12 protein-coding genes, 1 tRNA gene and 2 pseudogenes are annotated in these 19,556 nt (G+C 68.1%); 7 read left to right on the forward strand and 8 right to left on the reverse strand.

Going from position 1 to position 19,556, the window contains the following annotated elements; all coding sequences use genetic code 11:
- From ACP99_RS20260 to ACP99_RS18085, 7 genes are all read left to right on the forward strand, one after another.
- Positions 1 to 1,754: ATPase, T2SS/T4P/T4SS family (locus ACP99_RS20260; RefSeq protein ID WP_231554348.1), on the forward strand; the 1,754-nt coding region annotated here is incomplete at its 5' end.
- Complete coding sequence (locus ACP99_RS18060) at positions 1,751 to 3,799, forward strand: type II secretion system F family protein (RefSeq protein WP_049987925.1); 2,049 nt, start codon at positions 1,751 to 1,753, stop codon at positions 3,797 to 3,799. The genes ACP99_RS20260 and ACP99_RS18060, both read left to right, overlap by 4 nt.
- Before the next feature lies 1 nt (position 3,800).
- Complete coding sequence (locus ACP99_RS18065; RefSeq protein WP_049987926.1) at positions 3,801 to 4,310, forward strand: DUF7287 family protein; 510 nt, start codon at positions 3,801 to 3,803, stop codon at positions 4,308 to 4,310.
- On the forward strand, positions 4,310 to 4,891 hold the full coding sequence (locus ACP99_RS18070) for a DUF7288 family protein (RefSeq protein WP_049987927.1): 582 nt from the start codon (positions 4,310 to 4,312) through the stop codon (positions 4,889 to 4,891). Before ACP99_RS18065 ends, ACP99_RS18070 begins: the two co-directional genes overlap by 1 nt.
- Positions 4,879 to 5,844 (forward strand): DUF7261 family protein, encoded by a 966-nt coding sequence (locus tag ACP99_RS18075; RefSeq protein WP_049987928.1) that lies wholly within the window; start codon positions 4,879 to 4,881, stop codon positions 5,842 to 5,844. Before ACP99_RS18070 ends, ACP99_RS18075 begins: the two co-directional genes overlap by 13 nt.
- Positions 5,841 to 6,425 (forward strand): DUF7266 family protein, encoded by a 585-nt coding sequence (locus ACP99_RS18080; protein WP_049987929.1) that lies wholly within the window; start codon positions 5,841 to 5,843, stop codon positions 6,423 to 6,425. Before ACP99_RS18075 ends, ACP99_RS18080 begins: the two co-directional genes overlap by 4 nt.
- Entirely contained in the window at positions 6,422 to 7,948 is a 1,527-nt protein-coding gene (locus tag ACP99_RS18085) for a DUF7289 family protein (protein ID WP_049987930.1), read from the forward strand. The genes ACP99_RS18080 and ACP99_RS18085 overlap by 4 nt, the downstream gene beginning before the upstream one ends.
- A 15-nt stretch (positions 7,949 to 7,963) precedes the next feature.
- On the opposite strand, the gene ACP99_RS18090 is transcribed toward ACP99_RS18085, so the two are convergent.
- From ACP99_RS18090 to ACP99_RS18125, 8 genes and pseudogenes are all read right to left on the reverse strand, one after another.
- The gene (locus tag ACP99_RS18090; RefSeq protein WP_049987931.1) at positions 7,964 to 8,341 is read right to left on the reverse strand and encodes a hypothetical protein; all 378 of its coding nucleotides are present in this window, start codon (positions 8,339 to 8,341) and stop codon (positions 7,964 to 7,966) included.
- A 105-nt stretch (positions 8,342 to 8,446) separates the two neighbouring features.
- Entirely contained in the window at positions 8,447 to 9,274 is an 828-nt protein-coding gene (locus ACP99_RS18095) for a DUF7289 family protein (RefSeq protein ID WP_049987932.1), read from the reverse strand.
- 107 nt (positions 9,275 to 9,381) lie between these two features.
- Entirely contained in the window at positions 9,382 to 13,926 is a 4,545-nt protein-coding gene (gene gltB / locus ACP99_RS18100) for a glutamate synthase large subunit (protein WP_049987933.1), read from the reverse strand.
- 404 nt (positions 13,927 to 14,330) lie between these two features.
- A tRNA-Gly gene (locus ACP99_RS18105) sits at positions 14,331 to 14,401 on the reverse strand.
- A 108-nt stretch (positions 14,402 to 14,509) separates the two neighbouring features.
- The gene (locus tag ACP99_RS18110; RefSeq protein WP_049987934.1) at positions 14,510 to 15,565 is read right to left on the reverse strand and encodes an NAD(P)/FAD-dependent oxidoreductase; all 1,056 of its coding nucleotides are present in this window, start codon (positions 15,563 to 15,565) and stop codon (positions 14,510 to 14,512) included.
- 87 nt (positions 15,566 to 15,652) lie between these two features.
- A pseudogene (locus ACP99_RS18115) lies at positions 15,653 to 16,419 on the reverse strand (class I SAM-dependent methyltransferase).
- Between the two features lie 81 nt (positions 16,420 to 16,500).
- A pseudogene (locus tag ACP99_RS18120) lies at positions 16,501 to 18,680 on the reverse strand (type II secretion system F family protein).
- 5 nt (positions 18,681 to 18,685) lie between these two features.
- Positions 18,686 to 19,556, reverse strand: an 871-nt coding sequence (locus tag ACP99_RS18125) for a type II/IV secretion system ATPase subunit (protein WP_197052517.1), incomplete at its 5' end; no start/stop codon positions are given.

Below are 19,556 nucleotides of genomic sequence, written 5' to 3' on the forward strand. Positions count from 1 at the left end.
TCATCTTCGCCGGCGGGACGGCCTCCGGGAAGACGACCTCGCTGAACGCGGTGTCGCTTTTCATCCCCTCGAACTCGAAGATCGTCTCGATCGAGGACACCCGCGAGGTGGAGCTGCCACAGCGCAACTGGGTCGCCTCCGTCACCCGGCCCTCGTTCAGCGACGACGACCGCGGGGACGTCGACGAGTTCGACCTGCTGGAGGCGGCGCTCCGACAGCGCCCCGACTACATCGTGATGGGCGAGATCCGCGGCGAGGAGGGTCGGACGCTGTTTCAGGTGATGTCGACGGGGCACACGACGTACACGACGTTCCACGCCGACAGCGTCGGCGAGGTGCTCAAGCGCTTCACGACCGACCCGATTAATGTATCAAAGACGATGTTCACGGCGCTGGATCTCGTCTCGATCCAGACGTCGACCCGCGTGCAGGGCAACAAGGTGCGGCGGAACAAGTCCCTGACCGAGATCAACCACTACGACGCCGAGAACGACGAGATCAACGTCCAAGACGTCTACCAGTGGCAGGCCGAGGGCGACGAGTTCCTCAAGATGGGCTCGTCGAACACCCTCGAAGACGTCCGGTTCGACCGCGGTTGGACGAGAGAGCAACTCGACGAGGAGCTGTTTATGAGACGAGTCGTGCTCGCGTACCTGATCGACCGCGGGCTCAACACCTACACGCAGGTCGCGGCGACGCTGCAGGCGTTCATCAACGATCAGGAGACGATCCTCGCGCTGATGGCCCGCGACGAACTCGAACGCAGCCTCGAGGACCTCCGCGAGATGGAGTCGGTCGAGATCGACGTCGACCCCGAGAAGGAGGAGATGGTCCCCCGACCGAGCCCCGGGGAGGAGATCCAGACGCTCTGCACGGAGATCCTCGAACGCGCCGAGGAGGAGCTGTGGCCCGAGTACCGCGACCTCGACGACGTCGACGTCGCGGACGCGCTGCTCGACGTCGAATCCGCGCCGGACGTCACCGCCGCGACGGGCGAGCACCCCGAACTCGACGCGCTCGAAGAGCGGTCTGACGCGCCGGCGTTGGACGACGGCGACGACACGCCGACGCTGGACGATGGTGCCGACACGCCTGAGATCGACGGCGAGTCGGAGACGCCGGCGCTCGACCCCGGCCCGGACGAGTCGGTCGATTCCGAGAGCCAGGAAACCGCCGACGGAAACGCTGATGCGTCGATTTCAGACGGTGACTTCGGCATCGAGGACCTCCTCGAAGAACCGTCGGCGGACGAGACCGACGACACAGCCGAAGCGAACGGCGGAATCGATTCGGACCCGGTCGCAGCCGACGAGGACGGCTTCGAGCCCTCCGACCCCGGCGCGGGTGACGCGGCGAGCGCGGAACGCGACGACGCCGAGGCGCTCGGCGCTGACGAGACCCAGACGGTCGGCACCGACCGAATCGAGGAACCGGGTACCGACGTCGTCGAGGAATCGGACGGGGAGGAATCGGATGGGGAGGAATCGGATGGGGAGGAATCGGACGCCGGGGGCTCAGCTATCGACGACGCCGAGGAAACAGACGTTGACGACGCCGAAGAAGTCGATGCCGACGAATCGAACGTCGCCGAACCGGACGTCGAGGGAGCGGATGACGACGACGCTGACGACGCGGCGGAAGAGGCGGACGAGGCGTGGGACTTCGGCGACGTCAGGCAGGTCGACGGCGACGAGGACAGCGGCGAAGACGTGGGAGAGCGCGCCGCGGACGACTCGACGGAGTCTGACGGATGAGCCTCGACGTCGGCGACGCGGAGGGAGACGGACTCGACCGCAGCACGGACACGCTCGGCGACGCCTTCTACCCGGTGTTTCAGTTCCTGTTCAACGAGGACGGCGACTTCGTCGCCGACCTCGGGCGGAAGCTCGAACAGGCGCGGATGCCGGCGACCGTGGAACTGTACCTCTCACACGCCATCGCGATCGGCGTCATCGCGGGCGGGGCGCTCTGGATCGTCGGATCGCTGCTCGCGTGGGCGATCTTCGCGTTCGGGCTGGTCGCGCCGGAGGCCATCAGCATCGGCCTCCCCACGCCGGACGCCGAGACCGCCGCGGCCCTGAACGCGCTCACCGTCCCCGCGGTGACGCTCGTCTCGGGCGTCGTCTTCGGCGCGATCGGGTTCGGGCTCGGGTTCGGCAGCCTCGTCGCCGTCCCGTACTCGAAGGCGTCGGGACGGAAGCGCGAGATCAATATGCTGCTCCCCGACGCGATCTCGTTCATGTACGCGCTGTCTGTGGGCGGGCTCAACCAACTGGAGATCTTGGAGGCGATGGGACGGGCCGACGACACCTACGGCGAGGTCGCCCAGGAGTTCCAGAGCATCGTTCGCGAGACGGAGTACTTCGGGACCGACTACCGGAACGCCATCCGCGATCAGGCGATGACGACCCCCTCCGAGGAACTCTCGCAGTTCCTGACGGACATGCTCTCGATCGTCAACTCCGGGGGCGACATGGAGCAGTTCCTCGACGACAAGAAGGAAAAGCACCTCCGGACCGCGAAACAGGAACAGGAGACGGTTCTCGAGACGCTGGAGCTGTTCGGCGAGATGTACATGACGCTGTCGCTGTTCCCGCTGCTCCTCATCATCATCCTCGTCATCATGAGTATGCTCGGACAGGCCCAACAGCAACTGCTGTACGGGACCGTCTACGGGCTCATCCCGCTGACCGGCGTGGCGTTCCTCGTGCTCGTCTCGACGGTCAAGCAGGACGAACCCGGCGACGGCTACCTCCAGCCGTCGAACAGCTCCGAGCGCCTCGAACAGGTCAACCGCGAGGGCCTGATCCACATGGGGTTGATCGAGAGCTTCGTCGGCGAGTTCAGCCTCTTCGACCGGATCCGCGCCCGGGAAGGGACCTACAAGACGGGGCAACTGCTCAGGAACCCGCACCTGTTCTTCCGAGACAACCCGCTGTACTCGCTGCTGCTGACCGTTCCGGCGGCGGCGGCGCTCCTCGCGGTCGCCGTCGCAAACGGGGCCGCGCCGCTGTCGTGGGGCGGGATGGTCGAGAACCCCGTCTGGGGGACGTTCGTCTGGTGGTACGTTCCGACGTACGTCGTCGGCGTGCCGCTGGCGGTCTTCCACACGTGGAACGTCCGCTCGCGGAACGCGGTCGTCGGGAAGCTCTCGGACAACCTCCGGAAGCTCTCCAGCGCGAACGACACCGGCCAGACGCTCTTGGAGTCCGTCGAGACGGTGGCGTCGACGTCCTCGGGCAAACTCGCCGAGGAGTTCGAGGTGATGCACGCGAAGGTGAACTACGGGATGAGCCTGCGGAGCGCGCTCGTCGAGTTCAACAACAAGTACCACATCCCGCGGCTCGCGCGGACGGTCAAGCTCATCTCGAAGGCCCAGGAGGCGTCGAGTCAGATCACCGAGGTCCTGACGACGGCGGCGCAGGCCTCCGAGAACCAAGACGACATCGAGCGCGAGCGCAAGTCCCGCACGCGGATGCAGGTCGCGATCATCCTGATGACGTACCTGACGCTGCTCGGCGTGATGGCCATCCTGAAGACGCAGTTCCTCGACGTGATGTCCGGGCTGACCTCGCAGGCCAGTTCGTCCGGGGGCGAGCTCTCCGGGCAGGGACTGAGCTTCGGTGGCGGCGTCGACACCCAACTGCTCTCGGTGCTGTTCTTCCACGCCGTCACGCTGCAGGCGGCGCTGTCGGGGTTCATCAGCGGCTACATCCGCGACGCCGACATCGTCTCCGGAGTGAAGTTCGTCGTCATCCTGCAGACCATCGCGCTCGCCGTCTGGATGGTGGTGGGCTGACGTGCTGACGACGCCCTCCCGCGGCACTTCGACCCGCGCACAGACCACGATCGACTTCGCGATCGGGATCAGCCTGTTCCTCATCGTCGTGGCCTTCGTCGTCGCGTTCGTGCCGACGATCTTCGCGCCGTTCGAGAGCGCCGAAGGCCCGCAAACGGCCGATCGCCTCGCGACGTCGCTCTCGTCGGACCGCCTCGGCGACCCCGCGGAGCCGTACCTGTTGAACGAGACCTGTACGTCGGGGCTGTTCGACCAGTTGAACGGCGGCGACGGCGCGACTGCGACGTGTCAATTCAACACCACCGCTGACACGACCGCTGAACTGTTCGCACTCGACGGCGCGCGCGACGCCAACGTCTCGATTCACGAGCTCGAGGGCGGCGTCGCGACCGTGAACGGAACGACGCTCTCGGCCGGTCCCGAACTCCCGGACACGCGGTCGGTGACGTCCGCACAGCGCGTCGTCGCTATCGGCGGCGAGACGTACCGCCTGCTCGTGAGGGTGTGGTGATGGACCGCGGACAGGCGCACACGCTGGAGGCGATCACCGCCGCGATGATCCTCGTCTCCGCGCTGGCGTTCGCACTGCAGGTGACGGCCGTGACGCCCCTGACCGGCAGCACCTCCAGTCAGCACATCGAGAACCAGCAGGCCGCCGTCGCCGAGGGCGTCCTCGCGACGGCCGACGAGAACGGCACGCTCGCGTCGACGCTCCTGTACTGGAACGACTCGGCGGGCAATTGGCACGACGCGACCGACGACGGGTACGTCCAGGGCCCGCCGCCGACGGCGTTCGGCGACGTGCTCGAACAGGCGTTCCTCGAACGGGGGATCGCGTTCGACCTCTCGGTGTACTACGTGGAGGACGGCGAACGCGAACACGTGCCGATCGTCGACCTCGGCGAGCCGAGCGACCACGCCTCGACGGTGCGCCGACTCGTCACGCTCTCGGACGGAGACCAACTGCGTGACCCCGACGAGTCGCCGTCGGGAACGACGCTGGAGGATGCCTCCTACGTGGTCGAAGACGCCGACGAGGACCAATCGCTGTACGCGGTCGTGGAGGTGGAGCTCGTCGTATGGCGGATGTGAGCCGATGGAGCGGTGGTCCGAACGGAGACGACGGCGACCGCGCGCAGCTCCTCCTCGTCGGTGCGCTCGCCCTAGCCGTCCTGTTCGTCGCGCTGGCGCTACTGCTCAACACCGCCATCTACACCGGGAACTTGGCGACCCGCGACGCCGGCGTCGACGCGACGCCCGTCGTCGAGTACGTCTCCGAGTCCCGCGAGGCGGGCGTCGACGCGATCCGCTCGGTGAACGATCGGAACAACAGCGATCCGGACGAACTGCGATCGGCGCTCGGCTCGACCCTCTCGCGCTGGGACGAGCAGGCCTCACACCACAGAGCCGTCGGGGGCGACGTCGTCGGCGTCGAGGTCGCGGGCGTGACCAACGGCACGCGGATCCAGCAGGACGACGCCTCGCGGAACTTCACGAACGAGACCGGCGGGGAAGACTGGACGGTCGCGGCGGACGCGGACCTCTCCGGAGTCCGTTCGCTGCGGTTCGCGGTCGAGGAGTCGTCGCTCGCGGACGATCCGACCATCGGGACGGACGAGGTGTTCACCGTCGAGGTCGACTCGGACGCGGGGGCGACGACGCTCTACGTGTACGACACCAGCGGTAATCCGGAGATCCGCGTGGACGACGGCGGCGACACCGAGACCTGTCGGTCCGACACCGGCGGGACGTTCGCGATCGACGTCGCGAACGAGTCCGTCGGCGGCGCGTCGTGTCCGGCGCTCTCGAACCTCACCGACGTCGGCGACGACGTCGCCGTCGACTTCCGCGATTCGCACCGGGCCGAGGGGACGTACTCGGTGGTCGTCGACGAGCCGCAGAGTGACCTCTCGACGCTCGGCATCGACGACGTCGACGGCGGCACGCCGTACTGGACGCACGCGCTCTACGGCGCTCGGTTCGACGCGACATACCGGACCGAGGACGTCGACTACGCGTCGACGGTCGAGGTGGTTCCGGAATGAGCCGGCCACCGCGTCGACCGCGTTCGGCTGGCCGCGCGCGAGACGACCGCGCGGTCTCGATCACCGTCAACTACGTGATCGCGCTGAGCATCACGGCGGTCCTCATCTCCGGCCTCCTCGTCGCGGGCAGCGGATACGTCGAGAACGAGCGGGACCGCGTCGTCCGCGAGGAACTGGAAGTCGTCTCCGAACAGCTCGCCGCCGGGATCGACGACGCCGACCGGCTCGCTCGCTCGACGGAATCGTCCCCCGAACTCCGCGTCGGCGTCGACCTCCCCGACGGGGTCGCCAGCGAGACCTACCGGATCGCGATCACCGAGCGATCGTCACCGGGGACGGATCCCGGGAGATACGAACTGACGCTCCGATCCGTGCAATCTGGCGTGAGCGTCACGCTTACCGTCTCGACGCTCGTACCGATGAACGAGACGTCCGTAAACGGCGGCTGGGTGGCGATCGAACTGGACACGAGCGGCGGGGGAGAGACGCTCGTCGTCTCCGAGGGCGAGGGCGCGAACGCGCTGTCGCTGTCGCGGCCCGCCGGGACCGAACTCGGACGGATGGGGGGACTTACAGTATGAATCGCCGCGCGCAGGCGTCGAACATCGGCCTCGTGTTACTGCTGGCGCTGACCATCGCCGGCGGTGGCGTCGTCGTCGCGTTCGGCGGATCCGCGCTGACTGACGTACAGGACAGCTCGTCGATCGACCGCGCCGAGCACGCGATGACCCTGCTCGACGCCCGCGCGGCGGTCGTCGGCTTGGGAGAAGGGTCGGTTCAGACCGTCAGGCTCGGCGGTTCCAGCGGGGGTGATTACGCCGCGGAGTCCGAGAGCGGCTGGCTCCGAATCCGACACACGAACTACACCGCCGGAGAGACCGAGGAGATCTACAACGCCTCGCTCGGCTCCGTGACCTACAGCAAGGGCGAGACGACCGTCGCCTACCAGGGCGGCGGCGTCTGGAGACAGGGGCCAGACGGGGGGGCCTCGATGGTGTCGCCGCCGGAGTTCCACTACCGCGGCACGACGCTGACGCTGCCGGTGCTCCGCGTCCGCTCGGCCGACGCCGCCAGCGGCGACGTCCGCGCCACGATCCGACGGGACGGCGATCTGACGCGCGTCTACCCGAACGAGACCGGGACCGCGACCGACGGACCCGGCGCGCCGTACGACGAACCGGTCGACGGCGAGACCCGCCAGTACGTCAACCCCGTCAGGACCGGGACCGTCGACGTGACCGTCCACAGCGCGTACTACGAGGCGTGGGCCGACTACTTCCGCACCCGGACGACCGGGAACGTCTCCGTCGACCACGACAACCGAACCGCGACGGTCGTCCTGGAAACGGCCAACGAGGTCGGCGCGTTTCCGCTCCCCGAGAAGGGAGAGAGCATTCCGATCCGCGGCATCGCCGGCGGTCACTCGCTCACTGACTTCCAGACGTCGATCAAGAAGGACAGCGGGACGTTCAACAACATCTTCGTGTCCTTCTACGTCGAGGACGGCGACAAAGCCTACGAGGCGGCCGTAGGGGTCCCCAACGGTATCGGGAACAACTACTGCGACGGCGACGAGGCCGGATCGGCGACGCTGACGATGGACGTCTACTACCACGACGCATCGACGCCGGAGGGGGTTCACCGGTGGACGAACGACTCGATCCCCTCCGATTCGGGGGACGTCCAACTCGCCTGCGACGACGGCGACACGGTCATCGAGATCGACTTCACCGGCACCGAGCAGAACCTGACGTACGGATCGAGCAGCATCACCGAGGACACCGCGATCGACTGGGACGAGCGCAACGAGTCTGCGACCCAGAGCGCCGACCCCACGACATTCGCACACACCGGCGACGACGGCGAAGACACGACCTACGACTACGGAGACCGGCAGAACCTGCGGATCCTCAGCAGACACTACTTCGCGACGTTCGATTCGGAGTTCGACCTTACCGTCTACCACGGTCCGGGCAATCGTGGGACCTCTCAGATCTCCACGAGCCAATCGGGCGGGACGCTGCGCTACGATACGATCGCCGGCACGTCCTACATCACGTACCTCCACGTCACCGAGAACAACGTCACCGTCGAACTGAACTGACGTGCGATCGAGAGCCTACCGCACGCGGAACCCCTGGGTCAGACTGAGGACCCCGTTTCCGACCTCGACGACGGCCGTCCCCTCGGGCGTTCGATCGATCCGGCAGCGACGCACGGCCTCGCGGTCGCCGTCTAACACCGCTCGCACGTCGTACTCGCCGGGCTCGATCGCCCCGAGTTCGCTGGCGGCCCGACCGGGCCGCAGGTAGTACTGCGTCTCGAAGACGACGTCGCCGTCGGGCGTCGAGACCTCGACTTCGAGGTCGTAGCTCCACTCGTGGGCGTAGCTTCGGACGTGCAACTCCTCGGCGTGGGCTGGGGCGGTTCGCGGGGTCGGTTCGCGGTCGGCGTCGATTCGGCTGGAGGGATCGCGGGCCGCTCGTTCGAGGACCATACCCGATCTTGTGACTCATCGAACATATACCTCCGCTACGCTCAAAGAGGGCTTTGACCGTCGGTGCCCCGCGGTTTCGGACCTCGCAGACCGAGCGCGCCCTGCTCACTCGAACGACGTGGTGATGCGAACCCAGACGACGGTGACTCGATCGACGTCTGAGATGCGACAGGAGAGCTTCCCCGAACTGTCGGGGGTGGGCTCTCTGACCTCGGTGCAGTCGTCGAAGCCAGCGGATTCGTACTGCCGTTCCCACGCGTCGGTGTAGGGCGTCGTGAGGTTGACGGTGACGTCGTGGCCGCCCTCGCGGTCGTAAAAGAGCCGCGGGCGGCTGGCGGCCGTCCGGACCCGGACGGTCTGGGACCCGCCGACGGCCTCGGTTCCGACGTGCTCGGACTTGACGAGCGTCAGCCGTACCCCGTCGTCGCCGTCGACGATCAGCGGCGGCCCGCGGACCACGGACGCCCCGCCGTCGGGGCTGTCGCGGAGCACGGCACCGCTGCTGAGGCGGACTTCGCCGCCCGCGGCGGCCTCGTAGACGAGCGGCCGCAGAGAGAAGTTCCACCACTCCTCGCTGGCACCGTCGGGCTCGACGGTCACGTTCATCCTCGCGTCGTCCGCCGAGCGGATCGTCGCGTCGGCGAGTTTCACCTCCGTTCCGCGGCTGGGCGCGCCGTCGAGGACGTCCCGGAGGTTGTCCGCGAGGACGTCGAAGGCGCGCTCGGCGTTCTCGACGCGCTCTGCGTCCCGGGTCTGCTCCAACTCCGAGACGCCGACGGCGTAGACGGTCCCGACGGAGGCGACGACCAAGGCGAAGACGAGGATGAAACTGACCGTCTCGCTGACCGCGCGGTCGTCGCCCCGCAGCGCCGCCAGCGACGGACTCGCGGCGTCCGACGAACTGGCGGCGTCGCTCCCCCGGGCCCCTCGCATACGTGTCGCTTCCGCGGTCACGGAGTTAAGTGTGCTGTCGGCGGTGGGGCTCCGAGTCGGTCGCACGGAGCGGAAAAGTCGAACCGCGGTGCCGTCAGTGCGGCGTCTCAGTCGTCGCTCGTCTGCGCCAGCCGGTCGCCGTCGTCTGCTGCCGCGGCCGACGCCGCCGGCGGCAGTTCCTTGCGGACGTCGTCGCGGGCGCGCTCTTCGATGACCTCGGCGTACGCGTCGGGCATCACCTTCGTGAAGTCCGAGACGACCTCGTTCCACTCCTCGAGCATCCACTCTGCGCGGTCGCTGTCGGTGTAGGCCGCGTGGTTCTCGACGAGGCGGCGGAGCATCGAGCGGTCGGAGTCGTCGAGGCTGTCTTCGAGCGAGACCATCCCGGTGTTCGTCTGCCCGGCGAACTCGTCGTCGGGGTCGTAGACGTACGCGACGCCGCCGGACATCCCCGCGGCGAAGTTGCGCCCGGTGTCGCCGAGCACGGCGACGACGCCGCCGGTCATGTACTCGCAGCCGTGGTCGCCGACGCCCTCGACGACGGCCTTCACGCCGGAGTTGCGGACGGCGAAGCGCTCGCCGGCGACGCCGTTGACGTACAGTTCGCCCTGGGTCGCGCCGTAGAGCGCCACGTTGCCGATGAGGACGTTCTCGTCGGGTTCGTAGGCGGCGTTCTCGGGCGTCTCGACGATCAGTCGGCCGCCGGAGAGGCCCTTGCCGACGTAGTCGTTGGCCGCGCCGGTGAGGTGCATCGTCACGCCCCCTGCGAGGAACGCGCCGAAGGACTGCCCGGCGACGCCGTCGAAGTCCACGCGGACCGTGTCGTCGGCCAGCCCCGCGCCGCCGTGGTCCTTCGAGATGCGGTTCGACAGCATCGCGCCGACCGCGCGGTCGACGTTCGAGATCGACGAGTCGATGGCGACGGGTTCGCCCGATTCGAGCGCCGGTTTCGCCCGTTCGATGAGTTCGTGGTCCAACTGGGACTCGACGCCCTCGTGGACCTGCTCTTCGGTCTTCTGCCGGACGTCGCCCGCGGGCTCGGCGATGACGTCCGTGAGGTCGAGGTGTCTGGCCTTCTCGTGGTCGGTCTCGCGCTGGGTGAGCACGGACGGCCGACCGATCATCTCCTCCAGCGAGGCGAAACCGAGTTCGGCCATGATCTCGCGGAGCTCCTGGGCGATGAACGTCATGTAGTTGATGACGTGATCCGGCTGGCCGGGGAACCGGTTCCGGAGGTTCTCCCGCTGGGTGGCGACGCCGACCGGGCAGGTGTTCTCGTGGCACTGTCTGGCCATCACGCAGCCGGAGGTGACGAGCGACGACGTGCCGAAGATGTACTCCTCAGCGCCCAGTAGCGCGGCAACGGCGACGTCGCGGCCGGTCTTCATCCCGCCGTCGGTGGAGACGCGGATGCGCGAGCGCAGGCCGGTCGCCCGGAGCATCTGGTTCGCCTCGGCGAGGCCGAGCTCCCACGGGAGGCCGGCGTTCTTGATCGACGTCTTCGGCGACGCGCCGGTCCCGCCGTCGTGCCCCGAGATGTGGACGACGTCGGCGTTGGCCTTCGCCACGCCCGCGGCGATGGTGCCGATGCCGGCCTCCGAGACGAGCTTCACGTTGATGTCGGCCTCGGGGTTGGCGGTCTTGAGGTCGTGGATGAGCTGTTTGAGGTCCTCGATCGAGTAGATGTCGTGCAGCGGCGGCGGCGAGATGAGGCCGACGCCGGGGGTCGCGAATCGGACGTGCGCGATCATCTCGTTGACCTTCTTGCCGGGGAGGTGCCCGCCCTCGCCGGGCTTCGATCCCTGCGCCATCTTGATCTGCAGTTCGTCGGCGCTGGTGAGGTACTCGGAGGTGACGCCGAAGCGGCCGGAGGCGACCTGCTTGACGTTGCACTCCTTCTCGGTGCCGAAGCGCTCCGGCGGTTCGCCGCCCTCGCCGGAGTTGGACTTCCCCCCGAGGCGGTTCATCGCGATCGAGTTGTTCTCGTGGGCCTCCGGCGAGAGGCTGCCGAGCGACATCGCCGCGGTCGAGAAGCGCGTCACGATGTCCTCGATCGGTTCGACCTCCTCGACCGGGATGGGATCGCGGTCGGAGTCGAACTCGAGCAGGCCGCGGAGCGTCTGCAACTCCTCGGACTGGTCGTTGATGAGTTCGGCGAACTCCCGGTACTTCTCGTAGTTGCCCGAGCGGACGGCCTGCTGGAGCGTGCCGACCGTCTGGGGGTTCCACTGGTGGTGGATCCCGTCGGAGCGGTGCTCGTACTCGCCCTGCCGTTCGAGGTCGGGGTCCTCGCCGAACGCGACGGTGTGTCGCGTCCGGACGTCCTCCTCGATGACGTCGATGCCGATGCCCTCGGTGCGGATCTCCGTGCCCTCGAAGTACTCGGCGACGAAGCCGGAGTCGAGGCCGACCGCCTCGAAGATCTGCGCGCCCTGGTAGGACTCGACCGTCGAGATGCCCATCTTCGCCATCGTCTTCAGGAGGCCGTCCTCCAGCGCCTTCTTGTACGCCGCGATCGACTCGCTCTCGTCGGCCCCGTCGGGACCGGCGACAACGTCGGCGATCGTCTGATAGGCGAGGTAGGGGTTGACCGCATCCGCGCCGTAGCCGACGAGGGTTGCGACGTGGTGAACCTCTCGGGGGTCGCCCGATTCGAGTACGAGCCCCGCGTGGTTGCGGTGGCCGTTCCGAACGAGGCAGTGGTGTACCGCACCGGTCGCGAGCAGGCTCGGGATCGCGACCCGATCGGGGTTCAGATCCCGGTCGGAGAGGACCACGACGTCAGCGCCCGCCTCGATGGCCGCGACGGCGTCCTCGCGGACGCGTTCGATGGCGTCCTCGAGCGACCGCTCGCGTTCGTAGGTGATATCGACGATCGTCGAGTCCATCGCGTCGCCCGGATCGTCGCCGAGCGACTTGATGCCCGCCGTCTGCGCGTCGGTCAGGACGGGGGAGTCGAGGACGAGTTGCCGCGCGTGCGCCGGACTCTCGTCGAGGAGGTTCCGCTGCGCGCCGAGCCGGGATTCCAGGGAGGTGACCAGTTCCTCGCGGATGTAGTCCAGCGGCGGGTTCGTGACCTGCGCGAACAGCTGCTTGAAATAGGTGAAGAGCGGCCGGTTGAAGTCCGAGAGGACAGACAGCGGCGTGTCGTCGCCCATCGATCCGACGGGGTCCTTGCCGTCTCTGGCCATCGGCTCGATGAGGTGGTTCAGCTGGTCGTGGGTGTAGCCGAACGCGGCCTGGGAGGCGCGGAGGGAGTCGACCCCGCCTCTCGGTTCGTAGTCGTCGGCGTCGACCAGTTCGTCGAGTTCTCTCTGCTCTTCGTCGACCCACTCGCCGTACTTCTCGTCGGTCAGCGAGTCGAAGACCTCCTCGTCGGGGATGACTCGGCCCTCCTCGGGGTCGGCGACGAACAGCTGCCCGGGCTGGAGGCGGCCGCGCTCTTTGATCTCGCTGGGATCGGTGTCGAGCGCGCCGACCTCGCTGGCCATCACGAGCGTGTTGTCGGTGGTGACGTCGTAGCGGCAGGGACGCAGCCCGTTCCGGTCGAGAACGGCCGCGACGCGGTCGCCGTCAGTGGCGGCGACGAGCGCGGGACCGTCCCACGGCTCGATCAGCGAGGCGTGGTAGTCGTACCACTCGCGGCGCTCCGCGGCCATCTGGTCGTCGTCGCGGTAGGCCTCCGGAATCAGCATCCGCAGGACGTGCGGGAGGTCGCGGCCACCCTGTAAGAGCAGTTCCACCGCGTTGTCGACGGAGGCCGTGTCGGACTGGTCGGGGTCGTTGATGACGGGCTTCAGCGTGTCGAGGTCCTCGCCGAAGTCGGGGTGTTCGAGGTCCGTCTCCCGGCTCCGCATCCAGTTGATGTTGCCCTGGATCGTGTTGATCTCGCCGTTGTGGACGATGTGGCGGTACGGGTGCGCGAGGTGCCACGCGCCGAGCGTGTTCGTCGAGAAGCGCGCGTGGACTAAGGTCAGCGTCGTCTTCAGCCGCTCGTCGGCGAGATCGGGGTAGTAGTCGGCGAGCTGTTCGCCCTTCAGGAGGCCCTTGTATACGAGGGTCTCTCGCGACAGCGAGCAGATGTAGAAGCGGGCCGCGCCCGCAGAATCCAGTTTCTCGACTTCCTTTTCGACCGCGCGCCGAGCGACGTACAGCGCTCGGTCGAACTCCTCGTCGTCGAGGTCGGACTCGGGAGCGACGAACGCCTGCCAGACGTCCGGTTCCGAGTCGAGCGCGGTCGCCCCGAGGTCGGCGTTGTCGGTCGGGACGTCGCGCCAGTGGACGACGTCGAGACCGTACTCCCCGAGCACGCGCTCGAAGATCGAGACGAGTCCGACGCGGGCGGCCTCGTCCTGCGGCATGAAGATCGATCCGACCGCGTACTCCTCGGGGAGGTCGGCGTCGACGACGGAGTCGAAGAACTCGTCCGGTCGCTGGATCATAATCCCCGCACCGTCGCCGGTGTCCTCCTCGGCGCCGGTGGTGCCGCGGTGTTCGAGGTTCTCCAGCAGTTCGATCCCGTCGGCGACGGTCTCGTGCGATCGGCCGCCGTCGAGGTCGATGACGGCGCCGACACCGCAGTTCGACCGCTCGTCCGACGGGTCCGCGAGCCCGGCGGACTCGCCAGTCGTGTGTCTCTGTGGCTTGGTCATACCTCCCACCAATTTCTACCCCCTAAAGGCGTTTGTCCTGTAAGAATAAGGGTTCACTAACCACATATAAGGTAATATGTATTATACAATCCCGAGTGAATTCTCGTTCGACGGTCGACGAACGGAGTGAACGACGGTGAGAGATACGGAGCGGGGCGTATCTGGCCGCACTGTCGATCCCGAATTGTGTCCGGCCGGTGTGGACCGAGTCGCTCGCGACGCTCGATCGAACTTCAAATTCAGCGTGACGCACTCGCTCGTCACGCGCGTTCCTCACAGAATGCGCCGGCCGGGATTATGAACCAGAGGAAGACGCTCCTGCTCGCTCACTTCGTTCGCTGCGCGGGCTGCGACTTCCAGGGTTCAAATCCCTCTCGGCGATTTCTCTCACTTCGTTCGAGAAATGCGCCGGCCGGGATTTGAACCCGGGCCATGAGCTTGGAAGGCTCAGGTCCTGCCACTAGACCACCGGCGCTCGTACGCGCGGGCATCGCCACACGTCGGCGACGACCGTCACTTCCCTGTTTCCGGTCCCCGAATAAGGGTGTTACCCTTTCGGCTCGAAGCCCCGGGCGGCGCGTCGTCAGTCGTCGTCCGCGACTTCCGCGTCCAGCGGCGGCGCGCGCGCGGCCTCGAACTCGGCGGCGGCGGCGCGGACGCGCTCGCCCATCCCGGGCAGTTCGTCCCGGGAGACGGGGCCGTCCTCGCGGATCGATTCGAGGTCTCGCGGGAACTCCCGGAGGCCGTAGTGGATGTCGATTCCGGCCTGCGCGCCCTTGCCCATCGCGACTGGGACCTGGTTGTGCCCGGGCGTGATGTCGCCGACGGCGTAGACGCCGTCGACGGTCGTCTCCATGCTCTCGTCGACGGCGACGGTGCCGTCGTCGTTCAGCTCGCATCCGAGCTGTTCCGGGAGCGCGGTGTTGTGGTTCGAGCCGTACATCGGGAAGCCGCCGCGGTACCGGCGAACGGTCCCGTCGTCGAACTCGAAGGCCTCGAGCCAGCCGTCCTCTCCCTTCCGCATTCCGGTGATCTCCGCCTCGACGACGTCGATCGGGTGCCCGCGGAGCTGTTCGTCGGTCTCCTCGCTCCACTCCGGTTCCTCGCCGCGGAGCAGCAGGTCCACGTCGTCGGTGAAGTTGAGCATAATCATCGCGACGTGGGCGGCGGCCTCGCCGGTCCCCATCACGTACACCGGCCGGTCGACGAACATGTACGCGTCGCAGTGGAGGCAGTAGTGCAGGCCGCGGCCGGTCCGCGGGACCGGGGGCTTCGGCCGCTCGTCGTTGAACCCGACGCCGAGGACGACCCGGTCGGCGAGAAACTCCGCGTCGTTGCCGACGAGCCGGAACCGGCCGTCGTCGGTCCGCTCGGCCTCGACGATGAAGTCGCGAACGACGTCGCCGCCGTAGGATTCGACCTGCTCTTGGGCCGTCTGGAGGAACTCGTTTCCGGATGTCTCCTCGGGCACGCCGATGACGTTGTGCGTCTCCAGCATCATCGCCGCGCGACCGCCGCCGCGGTCGACGACGGCGGTGTCGTGCCCCAGTCGCGTCGTGTACAGCGCGGTCTGCAGCCCCGCAGGACCGCCGCCCACGACGACCACCTCGTAGTCGCGTACGTCCGCTGTGTCGCTCATTCGTCTCCCCCTAACCGTCGACGCGACTTAAACGCAGAGTTCGCGTGCGTCGGCGGCGACCACCCGCGCGGGGTTCACTCTCGGGCGCTATTTCCCCTCGACGACGGCGTAACAGTTGCCGCTGGAGACGACGTTCGCGACCACGCCGAGGTCGCTTTCGGCCAGATCGGCCTCGAACTCCGCGGGATCGTAGAGTGGTAGAAGCGGTCGACGCGCTCGCCGCCGGGGAGCGTCCACGGCACGGTCGTGTCGAACCCCTCGGTCTCGTCGAAGCGGTCGTGCGCCGTCGACCACGCGCTGACGAGCGCGCGCCCGCCGGGCGCGAGCACCCGAGCCAACTCGGAGAGGCTCGCGACGCGTCGCGCTCGCGGGCGGAGGTGGTGCAGCGTCGCGACGTAGACGGCGACGTCGACGACGCCGGACCGGAGCGGCAGCGCCGCGGCGTCGGCCTGGACCAACCCGAGCGAGTCCTCGAAGCCGCGGTTCCGCGACCGTTCGCGAGCGGTGGCCAACAAGCCTCCGCTCGCGTCGACGCCGACGACGCGCTCGACGACCCCCGCGAGCGACTCGCAGTGCCGGCCGTTCCCGCAGCCGAGGTCGAGCCCGAGCCGGTCCGTCCGCCCGGTGGCGCCGCTCTCGGGATCGTCGCCTGCGAGATTCGCCCCGTCGCCGAGCGCCGCCTCGGCCGCCGAGTCGACATCTCCCTCAGGCTCGCCGCCGAGAAACGCGGTCACCTCCGGCCAGGGGTACTCTCGGGTCGACGCGAAGTGCTCGGCGATCCGGTCGTAGGTCGCCCGCATCGGGGTCTCGGCAGGACTCCCGTTTGGGGCTCCTTGCGACGACTCCTCGTCCATACCCGCGAGACGCGAGCGCGGTACAAAATCGCGGTGATCCGGTGCGGCGACACCGCTCCAGTCGGGGCGACGCTGCGCCGATCAGAGCACCGCGAACACGACGTACGCGATCGCCAGCAGGACCGTCGCGTGCTTCAACCCGTCGGCCACGCTGCCCTCCCCAAGCTGCCCCGCGACGACGCCCGAGCAGACGGCCTGTATCGCGGCCACGTGGAAGAACAGCAGCTCGTATGCGTCGGTGTTCACCGTCCGGAGCCCGCCGATGACGCCGGTGTCGACCCCGGCGACCTGTCCGCCCGCCGTGCCGGCGGACTGCCCCGCCGCCTCGATCGCCGGGATGAACGAGACCGTCAGGGCGACGACGATCCCGAGGAAGACGAAGAACGAGATGTAGATGACGACGAGGTAGGTGAGCATCTCCTGGCGACGCTCCCGGCGGAGCGTCTGGCTTCCTGCGCCTCGTCGGCGGCGATGTGGAGCACCGGGCTGATGTCGCCGCTGGCGGCCATTGCGTTCCGGATGAGCGTCACCGCCCTGGAGACCGTCGGCGCGTCCGTCCGGCGCTCCATCCGGGCCAGGGCGTCGCCGACGGACGACCCCCACTGGATGTCTCGCCACACGCGCGCGACCTCGTCGCCGAGTCGACCGAGTTCGGCGGTGGACAGCCGCTCGATGCAGCCGACGACGGTGACGCCGGCCTCGTTGATGCTCGCCATCCGGTCGAGGAAGTCCGGCATGTCGGCCTCGATGGCGCGCGTTCGACGCTTCTTGATCTCGTGTGCCACGGCGACGCCGGCGAGGACGACGATCGCGGCGAGGGCGATCGGACCGTCAGCGATCTCGACGAGGCCGGTCGCAGCGCTGCGGGGGTCGGCCGCGCCGCTCCCGACGGCCTCGATCGCGTCGCGGACGGCGTCGTCGATCGCCAGCCAGACCGCGAGCAAAGCGAGGGGCCCGGTCAGGACGGCCGTGTACCCCGGCCGGCGAAGGACCAACTCGACGGGGTTCGAGAGCGTCCGGCGGATCGAGCCCACCCTGTCGTACACGGCCAGCCGACGCCAGTTCTCGGCCGTCGCGTCGTCGGCCCTCACCGGCTCGACTCGACCCGCTCGACTCCGGACCGCTCCCCCGTCTGTGACTCCCCCCGCTTCGTCGATCGCGGCGGGCTTCGCGTCGTCGACGTCGTCGGAGACGCGGTGCGCCGGGCCGTTCAGCCCCTCGGTCATACTGTCGACGTAGACGACGAACCCGAACGTGGCCAGCGGGATCGCGACGTAGCTCACGAGCCGAATCAGCGTGAGGGTGTCTTGGAGGACGAGCCCGACCACGACGAGGACGGTGACGAAGAACAGCGGGCCGGCGACGAGGACGGTGACGTAGATCTCCGCGAACGTCGAGAGGAGTTCGAGGTACTGCCGCTGCTGGGCCTGCGCTTCCTCCTGGAACCGCTCGTACTGGTCGCGGAGGAACGTCGAGACGTTCTGCCCCGAGGAGAGCACGCTCGCGAGGTTCTCGGTGAACTCTTCGAGGTTCGAACTCGGCGTCCGCGTCGCGGTCGTCTGCAACGCCGACAGGATGTCGGTGCCGAACGCGTCCATCTCTCGGACGGCGACGGAGAACTCGCGAGCGGCCTCCCCGTAGACCGCCTGGTTCCGCGAGAGCGTCCGCAGCACCGACTGGAACGGGACGCCCGAGCGCGACAGCGCGTAGACGAACGCGACCGTCCGCGGCATCGTCGCGTCGATCTCGATCCCGCGGGTCCGCGCGCGCTGATCGAGGATCGTCCACCGCACCCAGTACGTCCCGAACGCGAACAGCGAACCGACGGTCGCGCTGGCGACCGCGAGCAGGGCGAACAGCTGTAGCAGCGAGAGGTCCGGAACGCTCGCGACCGCCGCGAGCACGTGCAGCGGCGTCGGCAACGCCGCGCGGATGGCCGCGGGCTCGACGGCGAGAGACCGGAGCACGAACGCGGCGAGGTACACCCCGTACACGCTGCCAGCGACGCCGGCGACGGCCGAGATGAGGTACGTCTGGGCGGCGAACACGCGGTAGCTGTCGCCGACGAAGGCCGCCCGCATCCGGTTCGTCTGTCGCCTGCGCCTCGCGCCTGACTCCGCGACGTATCGGCCGAACAGCGGCAGTGCCAGTCGCGACACCAGCCGCCGGGCGCGCGGGCTGACCGGCACGAGAACCACCGGGATCACCAGCACCGTCACGACCAAGAGCGGCGCGTATCCCAGCAGCTCGCGGAGGACCACCGCGGTCACCTCCCGCCGTCGGCGTCGCGGTCGCTGTCGGCGGTCCCCGTTCCGGCGGTACTGCCGCTGTCGGTGTCAGCCTCCACGACCGTTCCCGCAGGCGTCACTTGGGGACCGTTGTCACCCTCGTCGCTCTCGTCTTCGTCGGCGTCGCTCGCGGTTTCGAGCCGTTCCATCACCCGCTCGGGGGCGGCGTAGTACTCGTTGACGAGCGCGGTGAACGTCCGGTAGTCGGTCGTCCCCAACTCGACGAGGAGTTCGAGGAACCGCTCACGGCGGTTCATCTCGCGCTTCCGCTCCGCGCGGCTCCAGCCGCGTTCGCGCTGGATCTGCTCGAGGAGGTTCGAGTCGCCGCGCGCGAAGGTGTCGCTCTGCGGCTGCCACGTGAACGCCCGCGAGTAGTCGAGTTCGCCGGTCCGCTGGTCCACCTCGCCGATCTCGCCGATCGCCTTCGAGCGGCGGACGCGCTCGCCGCCGACCCTCGTCAGCGTCTGGACGCACAGCAGATCCAGCGACTGGACCATCGCGCGCGGGACGTTGATCGGCTCGTTCTCCAAGCGGTTGATCACCGTCTCGATGCTGTCGGCGTGCATCGTCGAGAACGTCGTGTGACCCGTGTTCATCGCCTGGAACAGCGTCACCGCCTCGTTGCCACGGACCTCGCCGACGATGATGAACTCGGGGCGGTGTCTGAGCGCCGAGCGCAGGAGGTCGTACATGTCGATGTCCGAGCCCTCGTGGAGTCGCTCCCGCGTCACCGACGACAGCCAGTTGTCGTGATACAGCGACAGCTCTCTGGTGTCCTCGATGCTCAGCACCTTCGCGCGCGGCGGAATGAACATCGAGACGGCGTTCATCGACGTCGTCTTGCCCGAG

Source organism: Halobellus rufus (assembly GCF_000739575.1).
GTDB classification, from domain to species: Archaea; Halobacteriota; Halobacteria; order Halobacteriales; family Haloferacaceae; genus Haloquadratum; species Haloquadratum rufum.